Origin of the sequence: Xylanibacter muris, from assembly GCF_013166605.1 — a bacterium.
Classification (GTDB): Bacteria; Bacteroidota; Bacteroidia; order Bacteroidales; family Bacteroidaceae; genus Prevotella; species Prevotella muris.
Window position 1 is genome coordinate 26680 of the sequence record NZ_JABKKF010000011.1, and the last position, 17070, is coordinate 43749.

At 40.3% G+C, this 17070-nt stretch carries 17 protein-coding genes; all 17 read left to right on the forward strand.

The window, feature by feature from the left end; genetic code table 11:
- Nucleotides 1-3: 3 nt before the first annotated feature.
- Nucleotides 4-876, forward strand: coding sequence for a glycosyltransferase family 2 protein (locus HPS56_RS10655; RefSeq protein WP_256372618.1), 873 nt, complete (start codon nucleotides 4-6; stop codon nucleotides 874-876).
- A 1-nt stretch (nucleotide 877) separates the two neighbouring features.
- Nucleotides 878-1498, forward strand: a complete 621-nt coding sequence (locus HPS56_RS10660; protein WP_216655792.1) for an acyltransferase — start codon at nucleotides 878-880, stop codon at nucleotides 1496-1498.
- Nucleotide 1499: 1 nt separating this feature from the next.
- Complete coding sequence (locus HPS56_RS10665) at nucleotides 1500-2558, forward strand: glycosyltransferase family protein (RefSeq protein ID WP_172276315.1); 1059 nt, start codon at nucleotides 1500-1502, stop codon at nucleotides 2556-2558.
- 35 nt (nucleotides 2559-2593) lie between these two features.
- On the forward strand, nucleotides 2594-3913 hold the full coding sequence (locus HPS56_RS10670) for a hypothetical protein (RefSeq protein WP_172276317.1): 1320 nt from the start codon (nucleotides 2594-2596) through the stop codon (nucleotides 3911-3913).
- Entirely contained in the window at nucleotides 3913-5127 is a 1215-nt protein-coding gene (locus HPS56_RS10675) for a glycosyltransferase family 4 protein (RefSeq protein ID WP_172276319.1), read from the forward strand. The genes HPS56_RS10670 and HPS56_RS10675 overlap by 1 nt, the downstream gene beginning before the upstream one ends.
- 194 nt (nucleotides 5128-5321) lie before the next feature.
- The gene (locus tag HPS56_RS10680; RefSeq protein WP_172276321.1) at nucleotides 5322-6035 is read left to right on the forward strand and encodes a phosphotransferase; all 714 of its coding nucleotides are present in this window, start codon (nucleotides 5322-5324) and stop codon (nucleotides 6033-6035) included.
- Between the two features lie 352 nt (nucleotides 6036-6387).
- Nucleotides 6388-7497 (forward strand): glycosyltransferase family 4 protein, encoded by a 1110-nt coding sequence (locus HPS56_RS10685; protein WP_172276323.1) that lies wholly within the window; start codon nucleotides 6388-6390, stop codon nucleotides 7495-7497.
- Between the two features lie 328 nt (nucleotides 7498-7825).
- A complete protein-coding gene (locus HPS56_RS10690) occupies nucleotides 7826-8578 on the forward strand; it encodes a WecB/TagA/CpsF family glycosyltransferase (RefSeq protein WP_172276325.1) in 753 nt (250 codons plus the stop codon).
- A gap of 421 nt (nucleotides 8579-8999) precedes the next feature.
- Nucleotides 9000-9341 carry an FtsB family cell division protein gene (locus HPS56_RS10695; RefSeq protein ID WP_172276327.1) on the forward strand — a complete coding sequence of 114 codons (342 nt, stop codon included), beginning with the start codon at nucleotides 9000-9002 and terminating at the stop codon, nucleotides 9339-9341.
- Nucleotides 9322-9726 carry a hypothetical protein gene (locus tag HPS56_RS10700; RefSeq protein ID WP_253952447.1) on the forward strand — a complete coding sequence of 135 codons (405 nt, stop codon included), beginning with the start codon at nucleotides 9322-9324 and terminating at the stop codon, nucleotides 9724-9726. The genes HPS56_RS10695 and HPS56_RS10700 overlap by 20 nt, the downstream gene beginning before the upstream one ends.
- Nucleotides 9727-9864: 138 nt before the next feature.
- Entirely contained in the window at nucleotides 9865-10698 is an 834-nt protein-coding gene (locus tag HPS56_RS10705) for a DUF4369 domain-containing protein (protein ID WP_172276329.1), read from the forward strand.
- A gap of 46 nt (nucleotides 10699-10744) precedes the next feature.
- On the forward strand, nucleotides 10745-12067 hold the full coding sequence (locus HPS56_RS10710) for a dihydroorotase (RefSeq protein ID WP_172276331.1): 1323 nt from the start codon (nucleotides 10745-10747) through the stop codon (nucleotides 12065-12067).
- A gap of 23 nt (nucleotides 12068-12090) precedes the next feature.
- Entirely contained in the window at nucleotides 12091-12900 is an 810-nt protein-coding gene (locus HPS56_RS10715; RefSeq protein ID WP_172276333.1) for a vitamin B12 dependent-methionine synthase activation domain-containing protein, read from the forward strand.
- Between the two features lie 15 nt (nucleotides 12901-12915).
- Nucleotides 12916-14094 (forward strand): metallophosphoesterase, encoded by a 1179-nt coding sequence (locus HPS56_RS10720; RefSeq protein ID WP_172276335.1) that lies wholly within the window; start codon nucleotides 12916-12918, stop codon nucleotides 14092-14094.
- A 26-nt stretch (nucleotides 14095-14120) separates the two neighbouring features.
- The gene (locus HPS56_RS10725; protein ID WP_172276337.1) at nucleotides 14121-14882 is read left to right on the forward strand and encodes a lysophospholipid acyltransferase family protein; all 762 of its coding nucleotides are present in this window, start codon (nucleotides 14121-14123) and stop codon (nucleotides 14880-14882) included.
- A gap of 44 nt (nucleotides 14883-14926) precedes the next feature.
- Nucleotides 14927-16381, forward strand: coding sequence for a sodium:solute symporter (locus tag HPS56_RS10730; RefSeq protein ID WP_172276339.1), 1455 nt, complete (start codon nucleotides 14927-14929; stop codon nucleotides 16379-16381).
- A 28-nt stretch (nucleotides 16382-16409) separates the two neighbouring features.
- On the forward strand, nucleotides 16410-17045 hold the full coding sequence (locus HPS56_RS10735) for an HAD family hydrolase (RefSeq protein ID WP_172276341.1): 636 nt from the start codon (nucleotides 16410-16412) through the stop codon (nucleotides 17043-17045).
- The last annotated feature ends 25 nt before the right edge of the window (nucleotides 17046-17070 follow it).

Genomic DNA, 17070 nt, shown 5'->3' on the forward strand with positions numbered 1-17070 from the left:
AATATGATTTCTGTCATAATAACAACGTATAAACGCGAAATGCTTATTTTAAAACGGGCAATAGACACTGTGTGGAATCAAACATATTCAGATGTTGAGTTGATAATTGTAAATGATTATCCTCCATACATTGAGAAAATAAATCAATTGATTGAGAAGAATTACATGGGAAAAAGATTATTCATTATTCATAATGAGGCAAATATGGGTGCATGTTATTCTCGGAATGAAGGCATAAAGAATGCTAATGGAGAATATATCGCATTTCTTGACGATGATGATGAATGGTTTCCGGAAAAACTATCTAAACAATATGCCGCAATATCTAAAAACTCTAATATAGCAATGGTTTATTGCTCTGGGATAAATGTTTATTCTAATGGCAATAAAAATGAAATGTCTTTCATTAAAGATACGTGTGACACTCCGTTAAAAAATTTATTAGCCACTAATTATATAGGTGGAAGTTCATTTCCTTTGATAAGAAAAGAAGTTTTATGTGAATTAAATGGATTTGATACCGTTTTACTTTCCTCACAAGATTATGATTTATGGATTCGTATTGTGTCAGAATATAATATTGTTTTTATATCCGAACCTCTTGTCTTATATTATATAATGGAGGATTCCATAACAAGTAATCCGTCAAAGAGGATTCAAGGTTATAATACTTTATTGAGAAAACATAAAGTATTATATCAAAGATTTCCACAGAGTGCAATCGGAATATTCAAATCTATAATATCTGTATATGTAGAACATCGTTATTATAATAAGGTAGCTTATTATTTATTGAAATCATTTCAATATTTCCCTTATAATTTATCTTTATTACGTTTTTGGAGTATTTGTCTTTTAAAGAAACTTTTATTGTAGTATGAAATATACTTTTTTCTTCATTTCTAAACTATTAAGACTGTGTTATTGTTGTATGTGTATGCATTTGTCTACACTCTTCACGAAAATAAAATTTTGGACAAATAACGTCTCGTTTGGTCGAAATCTGGAAAGTTCCGGTATACCTTTTGTTCATTTGTCTTTGCATGCCTCATGTGATATAGGATGTAATTTCACAATAGGTAATTGGGCTGTTTTAAATGCCTCTGGCATTAAGGGAAAAAGTAAGATAGAAGTTCGCAATAATGCCCATTTAAAAATAGGAGATAATGTTGGTATGACAGCAACAACCATAATGTGCTTTAATAAAATCTTAATAGGTGATAATGTAAAATTGGGGGTTGGTGTACATATATATGATACAGATTTCCATAATATAGATCCCATGAAACGTTTGGCTGGTGATAATATTCAAACGGTGAAAACAAAACCGGTTGTGATAGGAAACAATGTGTTCATTGGAGCTTATAGTATAATTTTAAAAGGTGTAACTATTGGAGAAAATTCGGTTATTGGAGCAGGTGCTGTTGTAACCAAAAGTATACCAGCTAATGAAATATGGGCAGGAAACCCTGCTAAATGTGTAAAGATACTAAAATAATATGATAAAGAAGTTGATCATTGCGGATATAAAGAGTCCTAATAATCGTGGATTTTGTACGGGACATTTTTTTTCTGTTGCAAGGAATTATTATGAATTGTTTAACAAGGAAACAAAGATATTAGTTGCGGGAGGTCCAATTTATAATGGACAATTTAAAAATATCAGGTTGAATTTGCCTTATGATATAATGATACAAGGAGAATCAAAATGCAAGAGCAAATTTAAGTATTTTAGAAATGCAAAAGTTTTATTTGAACAATCACATGGTGATATAATTGTTATTCAGCAAGGGGGCGTAATAACATCATTTATCGCAATATTATTGTTTTACCATAAGAAAAGTCGTTTGTTTTTAATTCAGTATAGTAAAGAAGGCGTTTCTTCTATGGCAAAACGATTGCTTTATACTTTGGTGAAATACAAAATTGACGGAATTATTTGTCCAAATGATATGGTTGGTAATGCGTATGGAAAACCTTATTGTGTTGTGCCAGATTATATATATATACCAAATACTAATAATAAGATTAAAACATATTCTGAAAAAAAGTATGATATATGTTTTGTTGGTAGGATAGAAGAAGAAAAAGGTGTGCTTGATGTGGCTCATAAAATAGCTGGGACAAAATATAAAATGATAATTGCTGGTAAAATAAGGGATGAGAGCTTACAGAAGAGATTGGAAAATTTATGCTTAAATTGTTCAAACATAGAATTAAATATAGGATACATTTCTGATGAAACTTATTATAATATCCTTCGTGACAGCCGTTTTTGCATATTGAATTATCAGGGAGAATATTCCAAGCGTAGTAGCGGTGTGGTTCTTGATACAATATTTAGCGATGTTCCAATTGTAGGAAAGCGTTGTACTGCGCTAAATTTTGTTGAAGATAATAATGTTGGCTTCATTTATGAAGACTTGGCTAAACTTAATTTAGATGAGGTTATGAATGAAGCTTTTTACCAGAAATGCTTAGATAATATAAAAACATACAAACAAAAGCATTCGGAATACAAACTGAAACTTGCTTCATTCCTTGGGATTTCCAAATAAATTTAATACAAATATACAATTACTTTATATTATTTATGAATAAAGAACTGTTTCTTACTCAATACTTTTCAAAACTTAATTCAGACGATATAGATTATTTTGTATATGGAGAGTATGGTTGTTTACCCAAAGATACAGGTGGTAGTGACATCGACATTTTAATTGTACAAAAGGATTTGCCAAGAGCTTTGCATGAATTAAAAGAGATGATAACTTTAAATAACATAGCTCTTTCCTCTTATTACGAATCGACAACAAATAAGTTTGTTAGACTTATTACAAAGGACTGGGGAGTACAAATCGATTTTTTTGGGGGGGGCTTCGTCTGGAAAACATTAGAATACTATAATCTTGAATATTTACGTTCAAATATAATTTTGCATAATGGAATAAAGGTTCTTGATATTAAGGCGGGGTATTATTTGGATTTCTTTAAAGAAGTAATCCATATTGCTAATGTTAAAGACAAGTATTTAGATGGTTTTATCGCAGAATACAAGTCCAATGCTAATAGAAAGAATGAAATTAAAAGCATTTACGGTCAAGAGGTTTTGGATATTATAGAGCGTAATTTAGAGCATGAACAATTACGAAAGGCAATTCCAGAACTTTCATCTTTAATGCGGAAAGTCATATCGAAGAACAACTTTTTTGCAAGAATTAAATACTTTATATCTAAATTGTCACGAATGGCAAAATGTCCTGGTTATGTAATTTCTGTGCAAGGGACCGATGGTTCAGGTAAAAGTACAATAATAAACGCTATAACACCTTGGCTTGACGAGTGCTTTCATCATGGAATTATTTACAACCATCTTCGCCCGAATGTTTTTCCTGAATTGGGTGTACTATTGGGTAAAAAGGAAAAAACAGACAAGCCCGTTGTCGTGACCGACCCACACGCCCAGAAACCATCCGGTTTTATTGGGTCTATTGTGAGATGGGGATATTATATGCTGGATTATACGTTTGGATACATGAAAGCTGTGATGCCTGTTATCAGAACAAAATCAAAAGTCTTTATCTTTGATCGCTATTATTATGACTATTATGTGGACCAGCACCGTTCACGCACTTCACTCTCCCAATGGATTTTGAGATTTGGTGAATGTTTCGTGCCAACACCGGACTTGATTCTTTGTTTAGGTGGTGACCCGAAAAAAATATATGAGCGCAAGCCAGAAACAAGTCTTGAAGAAGTTGCACGGCAAACAGAAGTATTGAAAGAATTCTGTAAGAAACGTAAGAAGGCTATTTGGATTGATACAACGTTGCCCCCAGAAGAAAGTGTGCGCTTGACAAAGGAAGCTATTGTCAATATGTTGTCAAAAAGGTTTAAGCATACAGAACTATAATGAAAGTATTGGTAAACTGCTATGCCTGTTCGCCTTATATGGGTAGCGAACCAGGCATGGGATGGAATTTTGTGAAGACGCTTGCCCCATATCATGAATTACATATTATCACTGAGAGTAAGTTCCAGTCGGATTTGGAACAGTATTTTTCAGAAAATCCCAAAGAAAAAGATAAATTTCATTTTTATTTTATTCAGAAGGAAAGACATAAAACGCTTCGTAAAATATGGCCGCCATCTTATTATTGGTTTTATAAACGTTGGCAACTCAAAGCATACGAATTAGCAAAAAAGATAGATGCAATAGAGCATTTTGATATTGTCCACCAGCTTAATATGGTCGGTTATCGTGAACCGGGATATTTATATAAACTGGATAAGCCGTTTGTTTGGGGGCCAATGGGAGGGTTTAATGTCACTCCGTGGATTTTATTGCCGACAATGGGCACAAAAGGTATGGTGTTTTATGGAATGAGAAACATCATTAACATTTGGCAAATGAAACACTCCTCGCGTGTTTCAGAGGCGGTCAGAAATAGCGCTGCCATAATCACAGCAACAAAAGATGACCACGACGCTGTTTTAAAACTTTGGAATAAGGAGAATACAGTTATTCCAGAAGTTGGTTTCCAAAACATGGAAACATGTAATATCCTAAAACGTGAAGGCAAGTTGAAAATTTGTTGGTCAGGATTACATATTCCGCGAAAGTCTCTAAACTTATTGTTTGAAGCTTTGGCGAATATGCCCTATAAGAATGAGGTGGAACTTCATGTAATTGGAGAGGGAGAGTGTACTTCAAAGTGGAAATGTATGGCAGAACATTTGGGTCTGACAAATATAATATGGCATGGTTGGGTAGAGAAAAAGGATGCTTTACGGATTATGCAGCAAAGTCATTTGTTTGTTATAACAAGTTTGAGTGATGCTACCTCTACTGTTTTGCTTGAAGCTCTATCATTGGGATTACCGGTAATTGCAACAAACCATTTGGGGTTTGCAAATGTGGTTACAACAGATTGTGGAATAAAGATAGACTTGCATAATCATAAACAGGTAATAATGGATTTTGCCTCCGCAATATCCAAAGTTTGCAAAGACGAGAGTTTTAGATTGCAGCTTGCAAACGGTGCAAAGAAAAGAGCTGATGATTTTTCTTGGGAAGGAAAAGCAATGATGATAAATAAAATCTATAGAGAAATTGTAAACATATGAAATACTATAAGTTTAAAACATTCACCACTTCTTATTATTTCCCCAAGTTGAACTCATCGCAACAATATATGTACGGATTGTACAGTGCGTATGGCGGTAAGTTGTCAAAACTTTATTGGTGGCTTTTCAGAAAAAGTGGTCTCGTCAGGTTTATTACATCCGTGGATGAGAATAAGTTATGTTTTCCTTATTCTATGATTAAGAAAGCTGACGGTAATGATACTGTCATGTCTTTCAATATGGGAAGTCCAGGTGTAGAGCAAAAAATATCCATATTAGGATATGATAATACATTAGGGATTCCATTTTTTGCCAAGTTTTCGCAAAAGGAAAGGGCTGTTGTTTTGACTCGCAATGAGTTGGCCGTGTACAGAACATTGACAGGAACAGGGCTTACCCCTAAACTTCTTAAAGATATAAAAGGTGATGGATTTGTTTATATGAAATCAGAATATATCAAAGGCTCTCGTCCAAAGGAGAAAACTTTGACAGAAAATATTCTTCAATTATGCATTGTCTTGAAAAATTACCATCTTTCTGATTGCATGGAAAATGCCGATGGCTTGAAAATGTCATTAAGCCATGGCGATTTTTGTCCATGGAATATACTTGTCTCAGAAAATAAAACGAATATTATTGATTGGGAATTAGCTGAGGACAGACCGTTGGGATACGATCTTTTTACTTATATATGTCAAGTTTCAGCCTTGTTTGAACCAAACAAGCCCCTACTTCAAGCTGCAGATGAAAATATCAAAATGGTTAAGAGATATTTTTCCGCATCTGGTGTTGAAGATTACATTCCTTATCTTTTGTATTTTGCAAAATCAAAGATGGAATATGAAACAGATAAAGATAACAAGATACTAATGGATAAATATTCCGAACTTTATTCAATGGTAAAATAAACGATAACGACAGTATGTGACTGTAATAATAAATAATCACATACTTTAAAAACAACAGGTTTTTATTGAAAACCAAGCCAATAAATATTTTATGTCTCCTTTAAAAACGATATTGGAAGCTATATGCCATCGTTTTTTAAACAGAACTGTCTTCCCCTTTTCCTTATGGAAGGTATTTGTACAGTCGCTGGAAATATTTAAAGGTATGCAGTTTGTTCCGGATGACGCCAATATGGTGATAAAACCATGGAGTAGGGCAAGTGATAATAAACTGTGTCCGTATGCAATGTTATGGAGACATTGGAATCTTAGTGGATATACGCCTTGTAAACGAACAGAAACATTATAGAAAATGAACAAAAATAAGGTTTTATTTGTCCTGCACATGCCTCCTCCTGTGCATGGGGCTGCTATGGTAGGGAAATACATTCATGACAGTGAACTTGTGAACAATAAGTATATTTGTGAGTATATTAATCTTACTACTGCAAAAGATTTACAAGACATTGGTAAGGGCAGTTTTCGGAAACTATGGAAGTTTATAAAGCTTCTATATCATGTTATAACTGGAATATTGAGATTCAAGCCTGCATTGGTCTATATTACACCCAATTCCTGTGGCGGGGCTTTTTACAAAGATTTTATTGTCGTTCAATTTGTCAAATGCTTAGGATGTAAGGTTGTAGTGCATTATCATAACAAAGGAGTGGCAACACGACAGGATAGAACCATTGACAATATGCTGTATCGCAGGTTTTTCAAGGGAGTCAAGGTAATATTGCTTGCAGAAGCGTTATATAAAGATGTGGAGAAATATGTAAAACGTGAGGATGTTTACATTTGTCCGAATGGCATTCCGGAATCTTTGGTATCAGAACCTGTGGCAGAGCGGCATAACCGTATTCCGCATTTGTTGTTTCTGTCTAATTTGATAGAAAGTAAAGGAGTTATCGTTTTACTTGATGCGTTGAAGATATTGAAAGATAATGGATGTTCGTTTGTGTGCGACTTTGTTGGTGGGGAAACATCTGAAATTGATAAGACACGTTTTGAAGAAGAAGTGCGAAACCGATGCTTGAACGGTTCGGTGGTATATCATGGAAAAAAATATGGAAAAGATAAAGAACGTTTTTTCCTTGATGCGGATATTTTTGTTTTTCCCACTTTCTATTACAATGAGTGTTTCCCTTTGGTCTTGTTGGAAGCCATACAATATGGTTTACCATGTGTCTCAACGAATGAAGGTGGAATAAGGGATGTAGTAAAGAATAATGAAAATGGCTTAATATCAGAAAGGATGAATCCTCTGTCTTTGGCTGATTGTATCTCAACATTATTGGCTGATAAGGATCTTTGTGAGAAGATGGGGGAGAAAGGCTACAGAATGTTTAAAGAGCATTTTACATTACAGGCTTTTGAAAGAAAATTTGTGGAAGTAATAGAGAACGCCATTGGTATGTAAATGTTGGAATAACAGGAAAATTATCACAACATTTATTCCCTGGCTGGTATGATATTTATGGTGTTTCTATTGTCGAGCCGAATGGTTATTTTTTGTCCATTATTATTAGCCTGTTGTAAGGTTGAAGGTCTGCATGGCCTCGCGAAGGCCGTTTATTTCACGTTTGTAGTTTTCCGGATTAGACATTGATGCCGTAACCAGATAAGTTTTTGTGATATGTGAAAGTTTTCAATGAAATCGTTCATTATCAATGAACGATTTTGATGATAATGATTTAAAAACAGTTCTTGTTTTATATATAACGAAAATATTAGTACAATCAAGTAATATGCTTAGACTTAAGGAGTTGGCCATTTTAGAAAGCCGCGCAATGTTGGGGCGGTTGCCGGATGGAAAGTTGCTGATAAACACTATTAACGCGCATTCTTACAACACTGCGCAGAATGACCGTCTGTTTGCCGAGGCTTTGACAAAGGGCGATGTGCTCATTCCCGACGGGGTGAGCATTGTGAAGGCATGCCGCAGGATAAAAGCAAAGTCGCAGCCCGTGGAGCGTATTGCCGGATGGGATTTGTTTTCCTTTGAGATGGACAAGCTGGAAAGAAGGAGTGCGGAACAGATAGAGAATGACAAGGATGCTTCAAGGCTCAAGGTTATGTTTATGGGGAGCTCGCAGAAGGTGCTCGACCTGATAGAAAAACGCATGGCTGTTGAGTATCCTCATCTTGATGTCGCCACTTATTCACCTCCATATAAACCAGAGTTCTCGGTGGAGGACAATGATGCTATAATCAGGGCTATAAACGATGCCAACCCTGATTTGTTATGGATTGGCATGACAGCCCCAAAGCAGGAGAAGTGGACTTATTCCCACTGGAACGAGCTAAAGATACATTGTCATGTGGGCACAATAGGGGCCGTGTTTGATTTCTTTGCCGGAACGGTGGACCGTGCTCCGGCATGGTGGCAGGATCATGGGCTTGAGTGGCTTTATCGCCTGCTAAAGGAACCGCGACGTATGTGGCGGAGGTATATCATAGGCAATGTGAAGTTTGTGTGGAATATCTTTACTATAGGGTAAGATATTTTTAGAATTTGAATATATAACAACAAAAAGGCGGAGGCGACTCCGCCTTTTGTTGTTATGTGATAATGGCTCTAAACAATGAGATTTATAAACTATGGTATATATTGTAATCTTTTTGTTTTCTGCATTTTTAAATATATACATCATAATGGTATAAAAACAGTATAACTTTTGGATGTGTCGCTTATAACTATTATCTTTGCATAAGATAAGCGGCACCTCAGCAATTCAAAGCAAGCTTTATTGCGTTCGGTTTGCATTATCTTTGCATAAGATAAGCTGCACCTCATAAAACTCGAGTAAGTTTGATTGCTTTCGATTTGCGTTTCCTTTGCATTAAGATAATGCTGTATCTTTGCAAGATTTGAGGTGTGGTTGTCGAATTAGTGTAATAAATAAAATGAATTAGGAACAAATGAGTCGTCTCAAAATATTTCTCAGTTTCTTTCAGCGTCTTAAGGGCTTGAAATATGTGCTGGTCATCATAGCCGGTACGGTGATTGTGTGTTTCGTTGACGAGAACAGTATGTGGAGTCATTATTGTAATAAACGCAGGATAAGCGATATGCAGACCGAGATAGAGAAATACCGTCAGGACTATAAGCGTGACGAGGCTCTTCTGGAGCGTCTTTCAACAGACCCGAAGGCAATCGAGAAGATAGCGAGAGAGAAATATTTTATGAAAGCGGATGATGAGGACATCTTTGTATTGAGCGACGATAAACAATCAGAAACAGATGATGAAACAGTTGAATAAGACAGAGAATATCATATTTCTCTTAGGGGCAGTGCTTATGGTTGCGGGAAGTGCTGCCAATTTGTTTGTACAGGTTTGGGCTCCGTATGTCTATTCTGTCGGTGCATTGGCCTTCTCGCTTATGCAGTTCAGACAGGGGTATGACGGTAAGAACTTTACCATAAGGAGGCTGAGGAATATGATGATAATGAGTGATGTGTTTTTTCTTGTTACGGCAGTGATGATGTTTGAGAATATGTATAATTTTCTCAAGCTTGATTATATGACCTATATAAGATATGTTCATAACAACTGGGTTGTCACGCTTCTTGTGGCGGCAATATTGCAGTTGTATACCACACACAGGATAAGTCACGAATTGGATAAAGAGGCAAAAAAACTATAAAACCGCTGGTAAATATTTAAATAGCATGAATTTTTTTTCATACTCCGATTTATCATTGTACATTTGCCTACAGGTAAAAAATAAACCTTGAGTAAATAACAAAGCAATCAAAATAGATATCAGCAATAATATCATTTTATGAACCGATTTATATATGTTCTGGCGGTTGCGGCCGCTTTTGTCTCCTGTGCCGATTCTTATAATATTGAGGGCGCTTCATCCGTTTCGGCTCTTGACGGCAGCAAGTTGTATCTTAAAGCGATAAAGAACAACGAGCTGAAAGACATAGATTCGTGTGATGTCGTTCACGGACAGTTTCATTTCAGCGGTACTCTTGATACGGTAAGAATGGCAAATCTGTTTATGGATGATGAAAGTATAATGCCGGTAGTGCTTGAGAAAGGACCTATATTCATTAAGATTGACAATGCGAGCCAGACTGTAGGCGGAACACCTTTGAATGATGAGCTTTATGACTTTATCGACAAGCACAAGCAGCTGGAGAACCGTATAAGCGAGCTTTCGCATAAACATAGCCAGATGTTGCTTGACGGAATCGACGAGAATCTTATAAACGAGCAGCTGACGGTTGAGGCAGATAAGATAGCAAGAGAGGAAGACAGCCTTGTTACATCATTTATTGTTGATAATTTTGATAATGTGCTTGGTCCTGGAGTGTTTATGATGATAACGGGAAGGTTCCATTATCCGATATTGACACCTCAGATAGAGGATATAATGAGTAAGGCCACAGATAAGTTCAGGAATCATCCATACGTGAAGGATTATTACCAGACTGCCACGGAAAATGAGGCCCGTATGCAGGGATTTGACACTCCTGCAGATATGCAGGAGGTTTCTTCGGAAGATACGGCTGCTGTAGGTGTGCCGTTCCAGGGTGGTGCTTTTGATAATATGCCGTTGTCGGGTAGCAACAGTCAGGCGGCACCTTCGGATAACGTGCAGCCGTAGATGTTTCTGTATTGATAGTTCTTCAATATATTAATGTGTGTAATATATGAGAATACTGATAAAGAATGCCAAAATTGTTAATGAGGGAAAGACCGTCAACGGCTCCATAGCCATTGACGGGGAATATATTGCAGACGATATGCCCGGGGCAACGTATGATGAAATCATCGATGCCGTGGGCTGTTTCGTTCTTCCGGGGGTGATAGACACTCATGTGCATTTCCGTGAGCCGGGCCTTACGGGCAAGGCTGACATAGAAAGTGAGACATGCGCTGCCGCGGCAGGGGGGGTCACATCGTATTTCGATATGCCGAACACTGTGCCGAACACAACAACCCTTGAGGCACTTGACGATAAATTCAGGCTGGCAGCAGAGAAGAGTCATGTCAACTATTCTTTCTTTTTCGGGGCGACGAATGATAATGTCGGGTTATTCGGCTGTCTTGACGTCCATCGTGTTCCGGGAATAAAGCTTTTTATGGGCTCGTCTACAGGCAATATGCTTGTTGACCGTGACTCGGCACTTACTGATATATTCTCGAAAGCCTGTGTTCCGGTGGTTGTCCACTGTGAGGATACGGGTATTATAAATGCTAATATGGCATCGGCAAAGGAAAAGTATGGTGAGGATCCTGATGTAAGTCATCATCCGGAGATCAGAAGTGCCGAAGCCTGTTATCAAAGCACGTTGCGTGCCGTGAATATGGCTCGTGAGCACGGTACGAGGCTTCATGTGGCCCATCTTTCTACGGATAAGGAGCTGGGTCTCTTTGCTCCCGGGGAATCACAACCAAGGATTACAGCGGAGGCTGTGGTAGGACACCTTTTGTTTTCAGATGCGGATTATGGTACCTTGGGAACAAGGATAAAGGTAAACCCGTCCGTGAAGACACTTGCCGACAGGGATGCTTTGCGCAAGGCCCTTGCCGACGGACGTATAACTGTTGTTGCCACAGATCATGCGCCTCATCTGTTGGAACAGAAGGCGGGGGGATGTGCCAAAGCTGCGTCAGGAATGCCTATGATACAGTTCTCTCTTCCGTCCATGTTGCAGCTTGTGGATGAGGGGGGGATTACGGTGGAGAGACTTGTTGAACTTATGTGCCATAATCCTGCACGGTTGTTTGAAGTTAGCCATCGCGGATATCTGCGTAGCGGTTATAAGGCAGATATCGTCATTGTGCGTCCCGATGCACCGTGGACGGTTACTAAGGATATAATACAAAGCAAGTGTGGGTGGAGCCCGTTGGAGGGACATACTTTCAATTGGAAAGTGGAACGAACTATATGCAACGGACATACTGTATATTCTGAAGGAACCGTGGACAGGAGCTATATCGGTGAACAGATTCTTTTCAGAAAGAACTGACATCAGAAAAAGATAAGCTGCAGATGTTGAAAAGGAAAAACAGCTATTGTCTTAAGGAACTGTTGCCTTATGTCAACTGGGTTTATTTCTATCATGCCTGGCAAGTGGAAGACAAGACTGAACAGGTGCGTTTGCGCATGGAAGCGGAGGAAATCGTGTCTGCAATAAGCGGCAGATATCACGCGCATACTATTTTTATGTTATGTGATGCCAACAGTGACGGTGATGACATTATAATAGAAGACGGTACAAGGCTTCCGATGCTCAGGCAGCAGACTGGATATGGAGGAGGTCATTCTTTGTGTCTGGCAGACTTCGTCCGTCCTTTATCTCACGGTGTTACCGATCATATTGGGCTTTTTGCCGCAACGGTGGATATTGGAATGGAAACGGATTTTATGTCCGACGGATATGAGCGGATGATGATGCAGCTTATAGCCGACCGCATGGCGGAGGCGGCTGCGGAGAAACTGCATGAGGATGTTAGAAAACGGTATTGGGGATATGCACCGGATGAGAACCTTACGAAAGAAGAACTTTTTGCCGTGAAATATCAGGGAATAAGACCGGCGGTAGGATATCCGTCGATGCCCGACCAGAGTCTGAACTTCATCTTCTCCGATGTGACAGGAATGAAAGATATAGGCATACGTCTTACGTCTACAGGGGCGATGAAGCCGCATGCAAGTATCAGCGGGATGATGATTTCCCATCCTAAGTCGTGTTATTTCACGGTGGGGAAGATCGGGGACGACCAACTTTCAGATTACGCAGCGAGGCGTGGAGTGCCGGTGGGGATGATGCGGTGCTTCCTTGCTTCAAACTTACAATAACAAGTAAAATAGACAATGATTTCAAAAATACTCATACCGATACTTTTGGCAATACTTCTTTCCGATATTTATATCGACAGGAGGTATCTATGTCGTTATTTCCGGTTGAAATGGCAGATGAGGCTTCTGTGGTGGATACCGTCTGTGATGATGATTGTTGCCACGGTGGTGCTTTCATGTGCCAAAGACTTTGCTCCGGCCGATGTGACAGTTTTGAATAAGTATCTGTTTGTGCTGGCTATAACCGTTATCCCGAAACTGCTTTTTATGCTGTGTTCCGTTGCAGGGTGGGGAGCGCAGAAACTATTTCATACACGTCATAATTTCGGCAATATTGTCGGATTCTTTGTTTCTGCGGTAGAGATCTTTATTCTTATATGGGGAACTACTACGGGGTTTCAGAAACTTGATGTGCGTCATGTGGATTTCTGTTCTTCCGATTTGCCTGAAGCTTTTGACGGCTACCGTATAGTGCATTTTTCCGATGCGCATGTTGGCACATACGATATAAGCCGCGAGTATCTTTTGCGTAATGCCATTGCATGCATGAACGCGCAGAAGGCCGATCTGATAGTATTTACAGGTGATCTTCAGAATATGTCTCCTGATGAGATTTATCCCCATGCGGCCGCACTTAGTATGCTGAGTGCTCCGGATGGTGTCGTTTCAGTACTTGGTAATCATGATTATGCCAATTATATAAATGCTTCCGATTCCGTTAAGGCGGCCAATTGCGATGAGACTGTGAGGTTACAGGAGCAGGCAATGATGTGGAAGTTGCTCAGAAATGAGAATATCACGGTAAGACGCGGTGCTGACTCCATCGTGATTGCCGGCATGGAGAATTGGGGAACGAAAAAGCCGGACCACCGGCGCGGCAATCTGGCAAAGACACTCAACGGTGTGTCGCAAGGCGATTTCGTGATAATGCTCCAGCATGACCCTACGGCATGGGATGCCCTGATAATGAAAGGCAGGCTGAAGCCGCAGCTTACATTGAGCGGTCATACCCATGCCATGCAGTTCGCATTGTGCGGATGGTCTCCTGCATCGCTCATGTATGATGAATGGGGCGGGATGTATTATAAAGACGGATGTGCAATCAATGTCAGCACAGGATTGGGCGGCTTTATTCCGTTCAGGTTCGGAGTGCCCGGAGAGATTGTCGTCATAACATTGCATAAGAAGAGATAATTTGTTTTTTATATAAGTTATATGATATGAAATACCTGTACAGACTGTATCAGATAGTAATAGCATTGCCTGTGGCGCTTGTGGCTACTGTGCTTACCGCTGTTCTCACAAGTGTGGGCAGCATATTGTTCGGCGGTCATTTCTGGGGCTACTATCCCGGTCATTTTTGGTCTAAGATAATGGTGCGTATCTTCTTTCTGCCCGTTACTGTTGAGGGCAGGGAAAATCTTGAGAAAGGGCAGAGCTATGTTTTCGTTGCCAACCATCAGGGAGCTTTTGACATCTTTCTTATATATGGTTATCTTAACCGTAATTTCAAGTGGATGATGAAGCATCAGCTGAGCAAGATGCCCTTCGTGGGCTATGCCTGCAAGAAGAGCCATCAGATATTTGTAGACAAGCGCGGGCCGGGTAAGGTGAAGGCCACTTATGATGCCGCCCGCCGCACATTGTCTGACGGAGGCATGAGCGTAGTGGTATTTCCTGAGGGGGCGCGGACGTTTACCGGCCACATGGGACTGTTCCGTCGTGGAGCCTTTGCACTTGCCGATGAACTGCAGTTGCCGGTAGTGCCGCTTACGATAAACGGTTCTTTCAATGTGATGCCACGTATGCGTGACGGAAAATTTGTTGAATGGCATCCGCTGAAGCTTACCGTTCATCAGCCTATTTATCCTGTGAGCAAGGGTTCTGACAATATTCAGGCTGTGATGCGGCAGAGTTATGACTCGGTGATGAGTGCGCTTGCTGAAGAATATCAGGGATATGTAGAGAATCCGGATCAGTGATGAGCTGTTCCGGTTTTTGCTCTTAATGTTTCAGATATGGTTTTATGATAATAATTATTACTCTTATAGTTTATTTCTGTGTGATATTTGCGGTGAGCAGGATAACCTCGGCAAATGCCACAAATGCAACGTTCTATATGGCAGAGAGAAAGTCGCCATGGTATATGGTGGCTTTTGGAATGGTGGGCGCGTCGGTCAGCGGTGTCACATTTGTTTCCGTGCCGGGAATGGTGTTGAAGTCAGACATGACGTATCTTCAGACCTGCATGGGATTTATTCCCGGATATTTTGCCGTGGCGTTTATTCTTCTGCCAGTTTATTACAGGATGAACCTTACTTCGATATATGCTTATCTCGGCCACAGGCTCGGTGAGCGTTCTTACATGACGGGGGCATGTTTCTTCCTGTTGTCGAAGATGTCGGGAGCCGCTGTCAGTTTTTATGTGGTATGCATCATTCTCCAGAGGTTTGTCTTCGACGGAATAGGTATGGCATTTCCTGTTACGGTTGTGTGCATGGTGGCACTTATCTGGCTGTATACGCGCAGCGGTGGAGTGAAAACTCTTGTGTGGACCGATTCGGTTCAGACCCTATGCATGCTTCTTGCACTGATACTAATCATCGTTAATGTAGCTCATTCCATGAATATGACGGCTTCCGATGCTGCAAAGGCTGTTGCCGCATCGGACATGAGCCGTATTTTTGTTTTTGATGACTGGATGTCTACGGGAAATTTCTGGAAGCAGTTCATAAGCGGTATGTTTATAGTTGTGGTAATGACGGGACTTGACCAGGATAAGATGCAGAAAAACCTCACATGCAAGACATTGCGTGAGGCACAGAAAGACATGTGTACCTACGGGTTTGCCTTTGTGCCTGTGAATCTGCTGTTTCTTTCCCTTGGGGTGTTGCTGGTATTTCTTGCCGGACAAGGGGATGAGGCGCTTTCGCTTTCGGGCGATGAGCTTCTGCCAATGTTTGCCGCCACCGGTGACTTGGGAGTTGCGGTTGTGGTGCTGTTCACGATAGGTGTTGTGGCTTCTTCGTTCAGTTCGGCCGACTCTGCGCTTACATCGATGACCACGAGTTTCTGTGTGGATATATGCCGCAGGCCGGATGACGTACGTCTGCGTCGTATGGCACATTTCGGAATAAGCGTTATGTTTGTCGTGTTTATTCTTTTTTTCCGGATGATGAACTCAACGAGTGTCATTGATGCCATATATATACTTTGCTCCTATACGTACGGTCCGTTGCTCGGAATGTTTGCATACGGATTGTTTGCGGGCGGAAAGGTCGGTGACAGACTTGTGCCATACGTGGCGGTTATGTCACCGGTGTTGTGTTTCATTATAGAAAGATGGGCAAAAGGCAGTTTAGGATACACCTTTGGATATGAGTTGCTTATGCTCAACGGGGCTTTGACGTTTGCCGGGCTTTTGATGTCGCGCCATATTCCGTGGGCTGTTGCCGGCACGACAGGCCGTAACGGGAGATAATTACAAATTATTATATATACTTGCAGGGATGAAGACATTGATATTGGATTTCGACGGAACGCTCGGTGACAGCCGTTCGCTGATAGTGGATACCATGCAGGCAACGATGGCCGAGCTTGGCTTGCCGGTGTGTGAGGCAGGAAAATGTGCCGGTATGATAGGACTGCCGTTGCGTGAGAGTTTCATGCGGCTGATACCTATGGATGACGAAACAGGAAAACGATGCGAGGCCGTATATACCAAACTGTTCATGAAGAATAATGTTCCGGGAACGGTCAGTATGTTTCCTGGGGTTGGAGAGACGATAATGCGGTTGCACTCCATGGGATATACGGTCACTATTGCGAGCAGTCGCGGGCGTGACAGTCTTGTCGGGTTTGTCAGTGAGATGGGGCTTGAGCCTTATGTGTCGCATATCGTATCGGCCAATGATGTAGAACACTCCAAGCCTTCTCCGGATATGGTTTTGAAGATTCTTGAACTCACAGGTACGTCAAAAGAGAATGCCCTTGTGGTAGGTGATGCGTTGTATGACATACAGATGGCACATAATGCCGGTGTGAAGGCCTGTGGTGTTACATACGGGAACGGCACGCTTGAGGAACTTGCGGATGCGGATTATATCATAGACAGTTTTGACCGGCTGGCAGATGTATTGGAATGAAAATGACAGAGATTGGATAATCTGT

What these genes read in the sequence shown, in the direction of transcription:
- HPS56_RS10655 (WP_256372618.1), top strand. Translation starts at nt 4, where the DNA reads ATGATTTCTGTCATAATAACAACGTATAAACGCGAAATGCTTATTTTA.
- HPS56_RS10660 (WP_216655792.1), top strand. Translation starts at nt 878, where the DNA reads ATGAAATATACTTTTTTCTTCATTTCTAAACTATTAAGACTGTGTTAT.
- HPS56_RS10665 (WP_172276315.1), top strand. Translation starts at nt 1,500, where the DNA reads ATGATAAAGAAGTTGATCATTGCGGATATAAAGAGTCCTAATAATCGT.
- HPS56_RS10670 (WP_172276317.1), top strand. Translation starts at nt 2,594, where the DNA reads ATGAATAAAGAACTGTTTCTTACTCAATACTTTTCAAAACTTAATTCA.
- HPS56_RS10675 (WP_172276319.1), top strand. Translation starts at nt 3,913, where the DNA reads ATGAAAGTATTGGTAAACTGCTATGCCTGTTCGCCTTATATGGGTAGC.
- HPS56_RS10680 (WP_172276321.1), top strand. Translation starts at nt 5,322, where the DNA reads ATGATTAAGAAAGCTGACGGTAATGATACTGTCATGTCTTTCAATATG.
- HPS56_RS10685 (WP_172276323.1), top strand. Translation starts at nt 6,388, where the DNA reads ATGAACAAAAATAAGGTTTTATTTGTCCTGCACATGCCTCCTCCTGTG.
- HPS56_RS10690 (WP_172276325.1), top strand. Translation starts at nt 7,826, where the DNA reads ATGCTTAGACTTAAGGAGTTGGCCATTTTAGAAAGCCGCGCAATGTTG.
- HPS56_RS10695 (WP_172276327.1), top strand. Translation starts at nt 9,000, where the DNA reads ATGAGTCGTCTCAAAATATTTCTCAGTTTCTTTCAGCGTCTTAAGGGC.
- HPS56_RS10700 (WP_253952447.1), top strand. Translation starts at nt 9,322, where the DNA reads ATGATGAAACAGTTGAATAAGACAGAGAATATCATATTTCTCTTAGGG.
- HPS56_RS10705 (WP_172276329.1), top strand. Translation starts at nt 9,865, where the DNA reads ATGAACCGATTTATATATGTTCTGGCGGTTGCGGCCGCTTTTGTCTCC.
- HPS56_RS10710 (WP_172276331.1), top strand. Translation starts at nt 10,745, where the DNA reads ATGAGAATACTGATAAAGAATGCCAAAATTGTTAATGAGGGAAAGACC.
- HPS56_RS10715 (WP_172276333.1), top strand. Translation starts at nt 12,091, where the DNA reads ATGTTGAAAAGGAAAAACAGCTATTGTCTTAAGGAACTGTTGCCTTAT.
- HPS56_RS10720 (WP_172276335.1), top strand. Translation starts at nt 12,916, where the DNA reads ATGATTTCAAAAATACTCATACCGATACTTTTGGCAATACTTCTTTCC.
- HPS56_RS10725 (WP_172276337.1), top strand. Translation starts at nt 14,121, where the DNA reads ATGAAATACCTGTACAGACTGTATCAGATAGTAATAGCATTGCCTGTG.
- HPS56_RS10730 (WP_172276339.1), top strand. Translation starts at nt 14,927, where the DNA reads ATGATAATAATTATTACTCTTATAGTTTATTTCTGTGTGATATTTGCG.
- HPS56_RS10735 (WP_172276341.1), top strand. Translation starts at nt 16,410, where the DNA reads ATGAAGACATTGATATTGGATTTCGACGGAACGCTCGGTGACAGCCGT.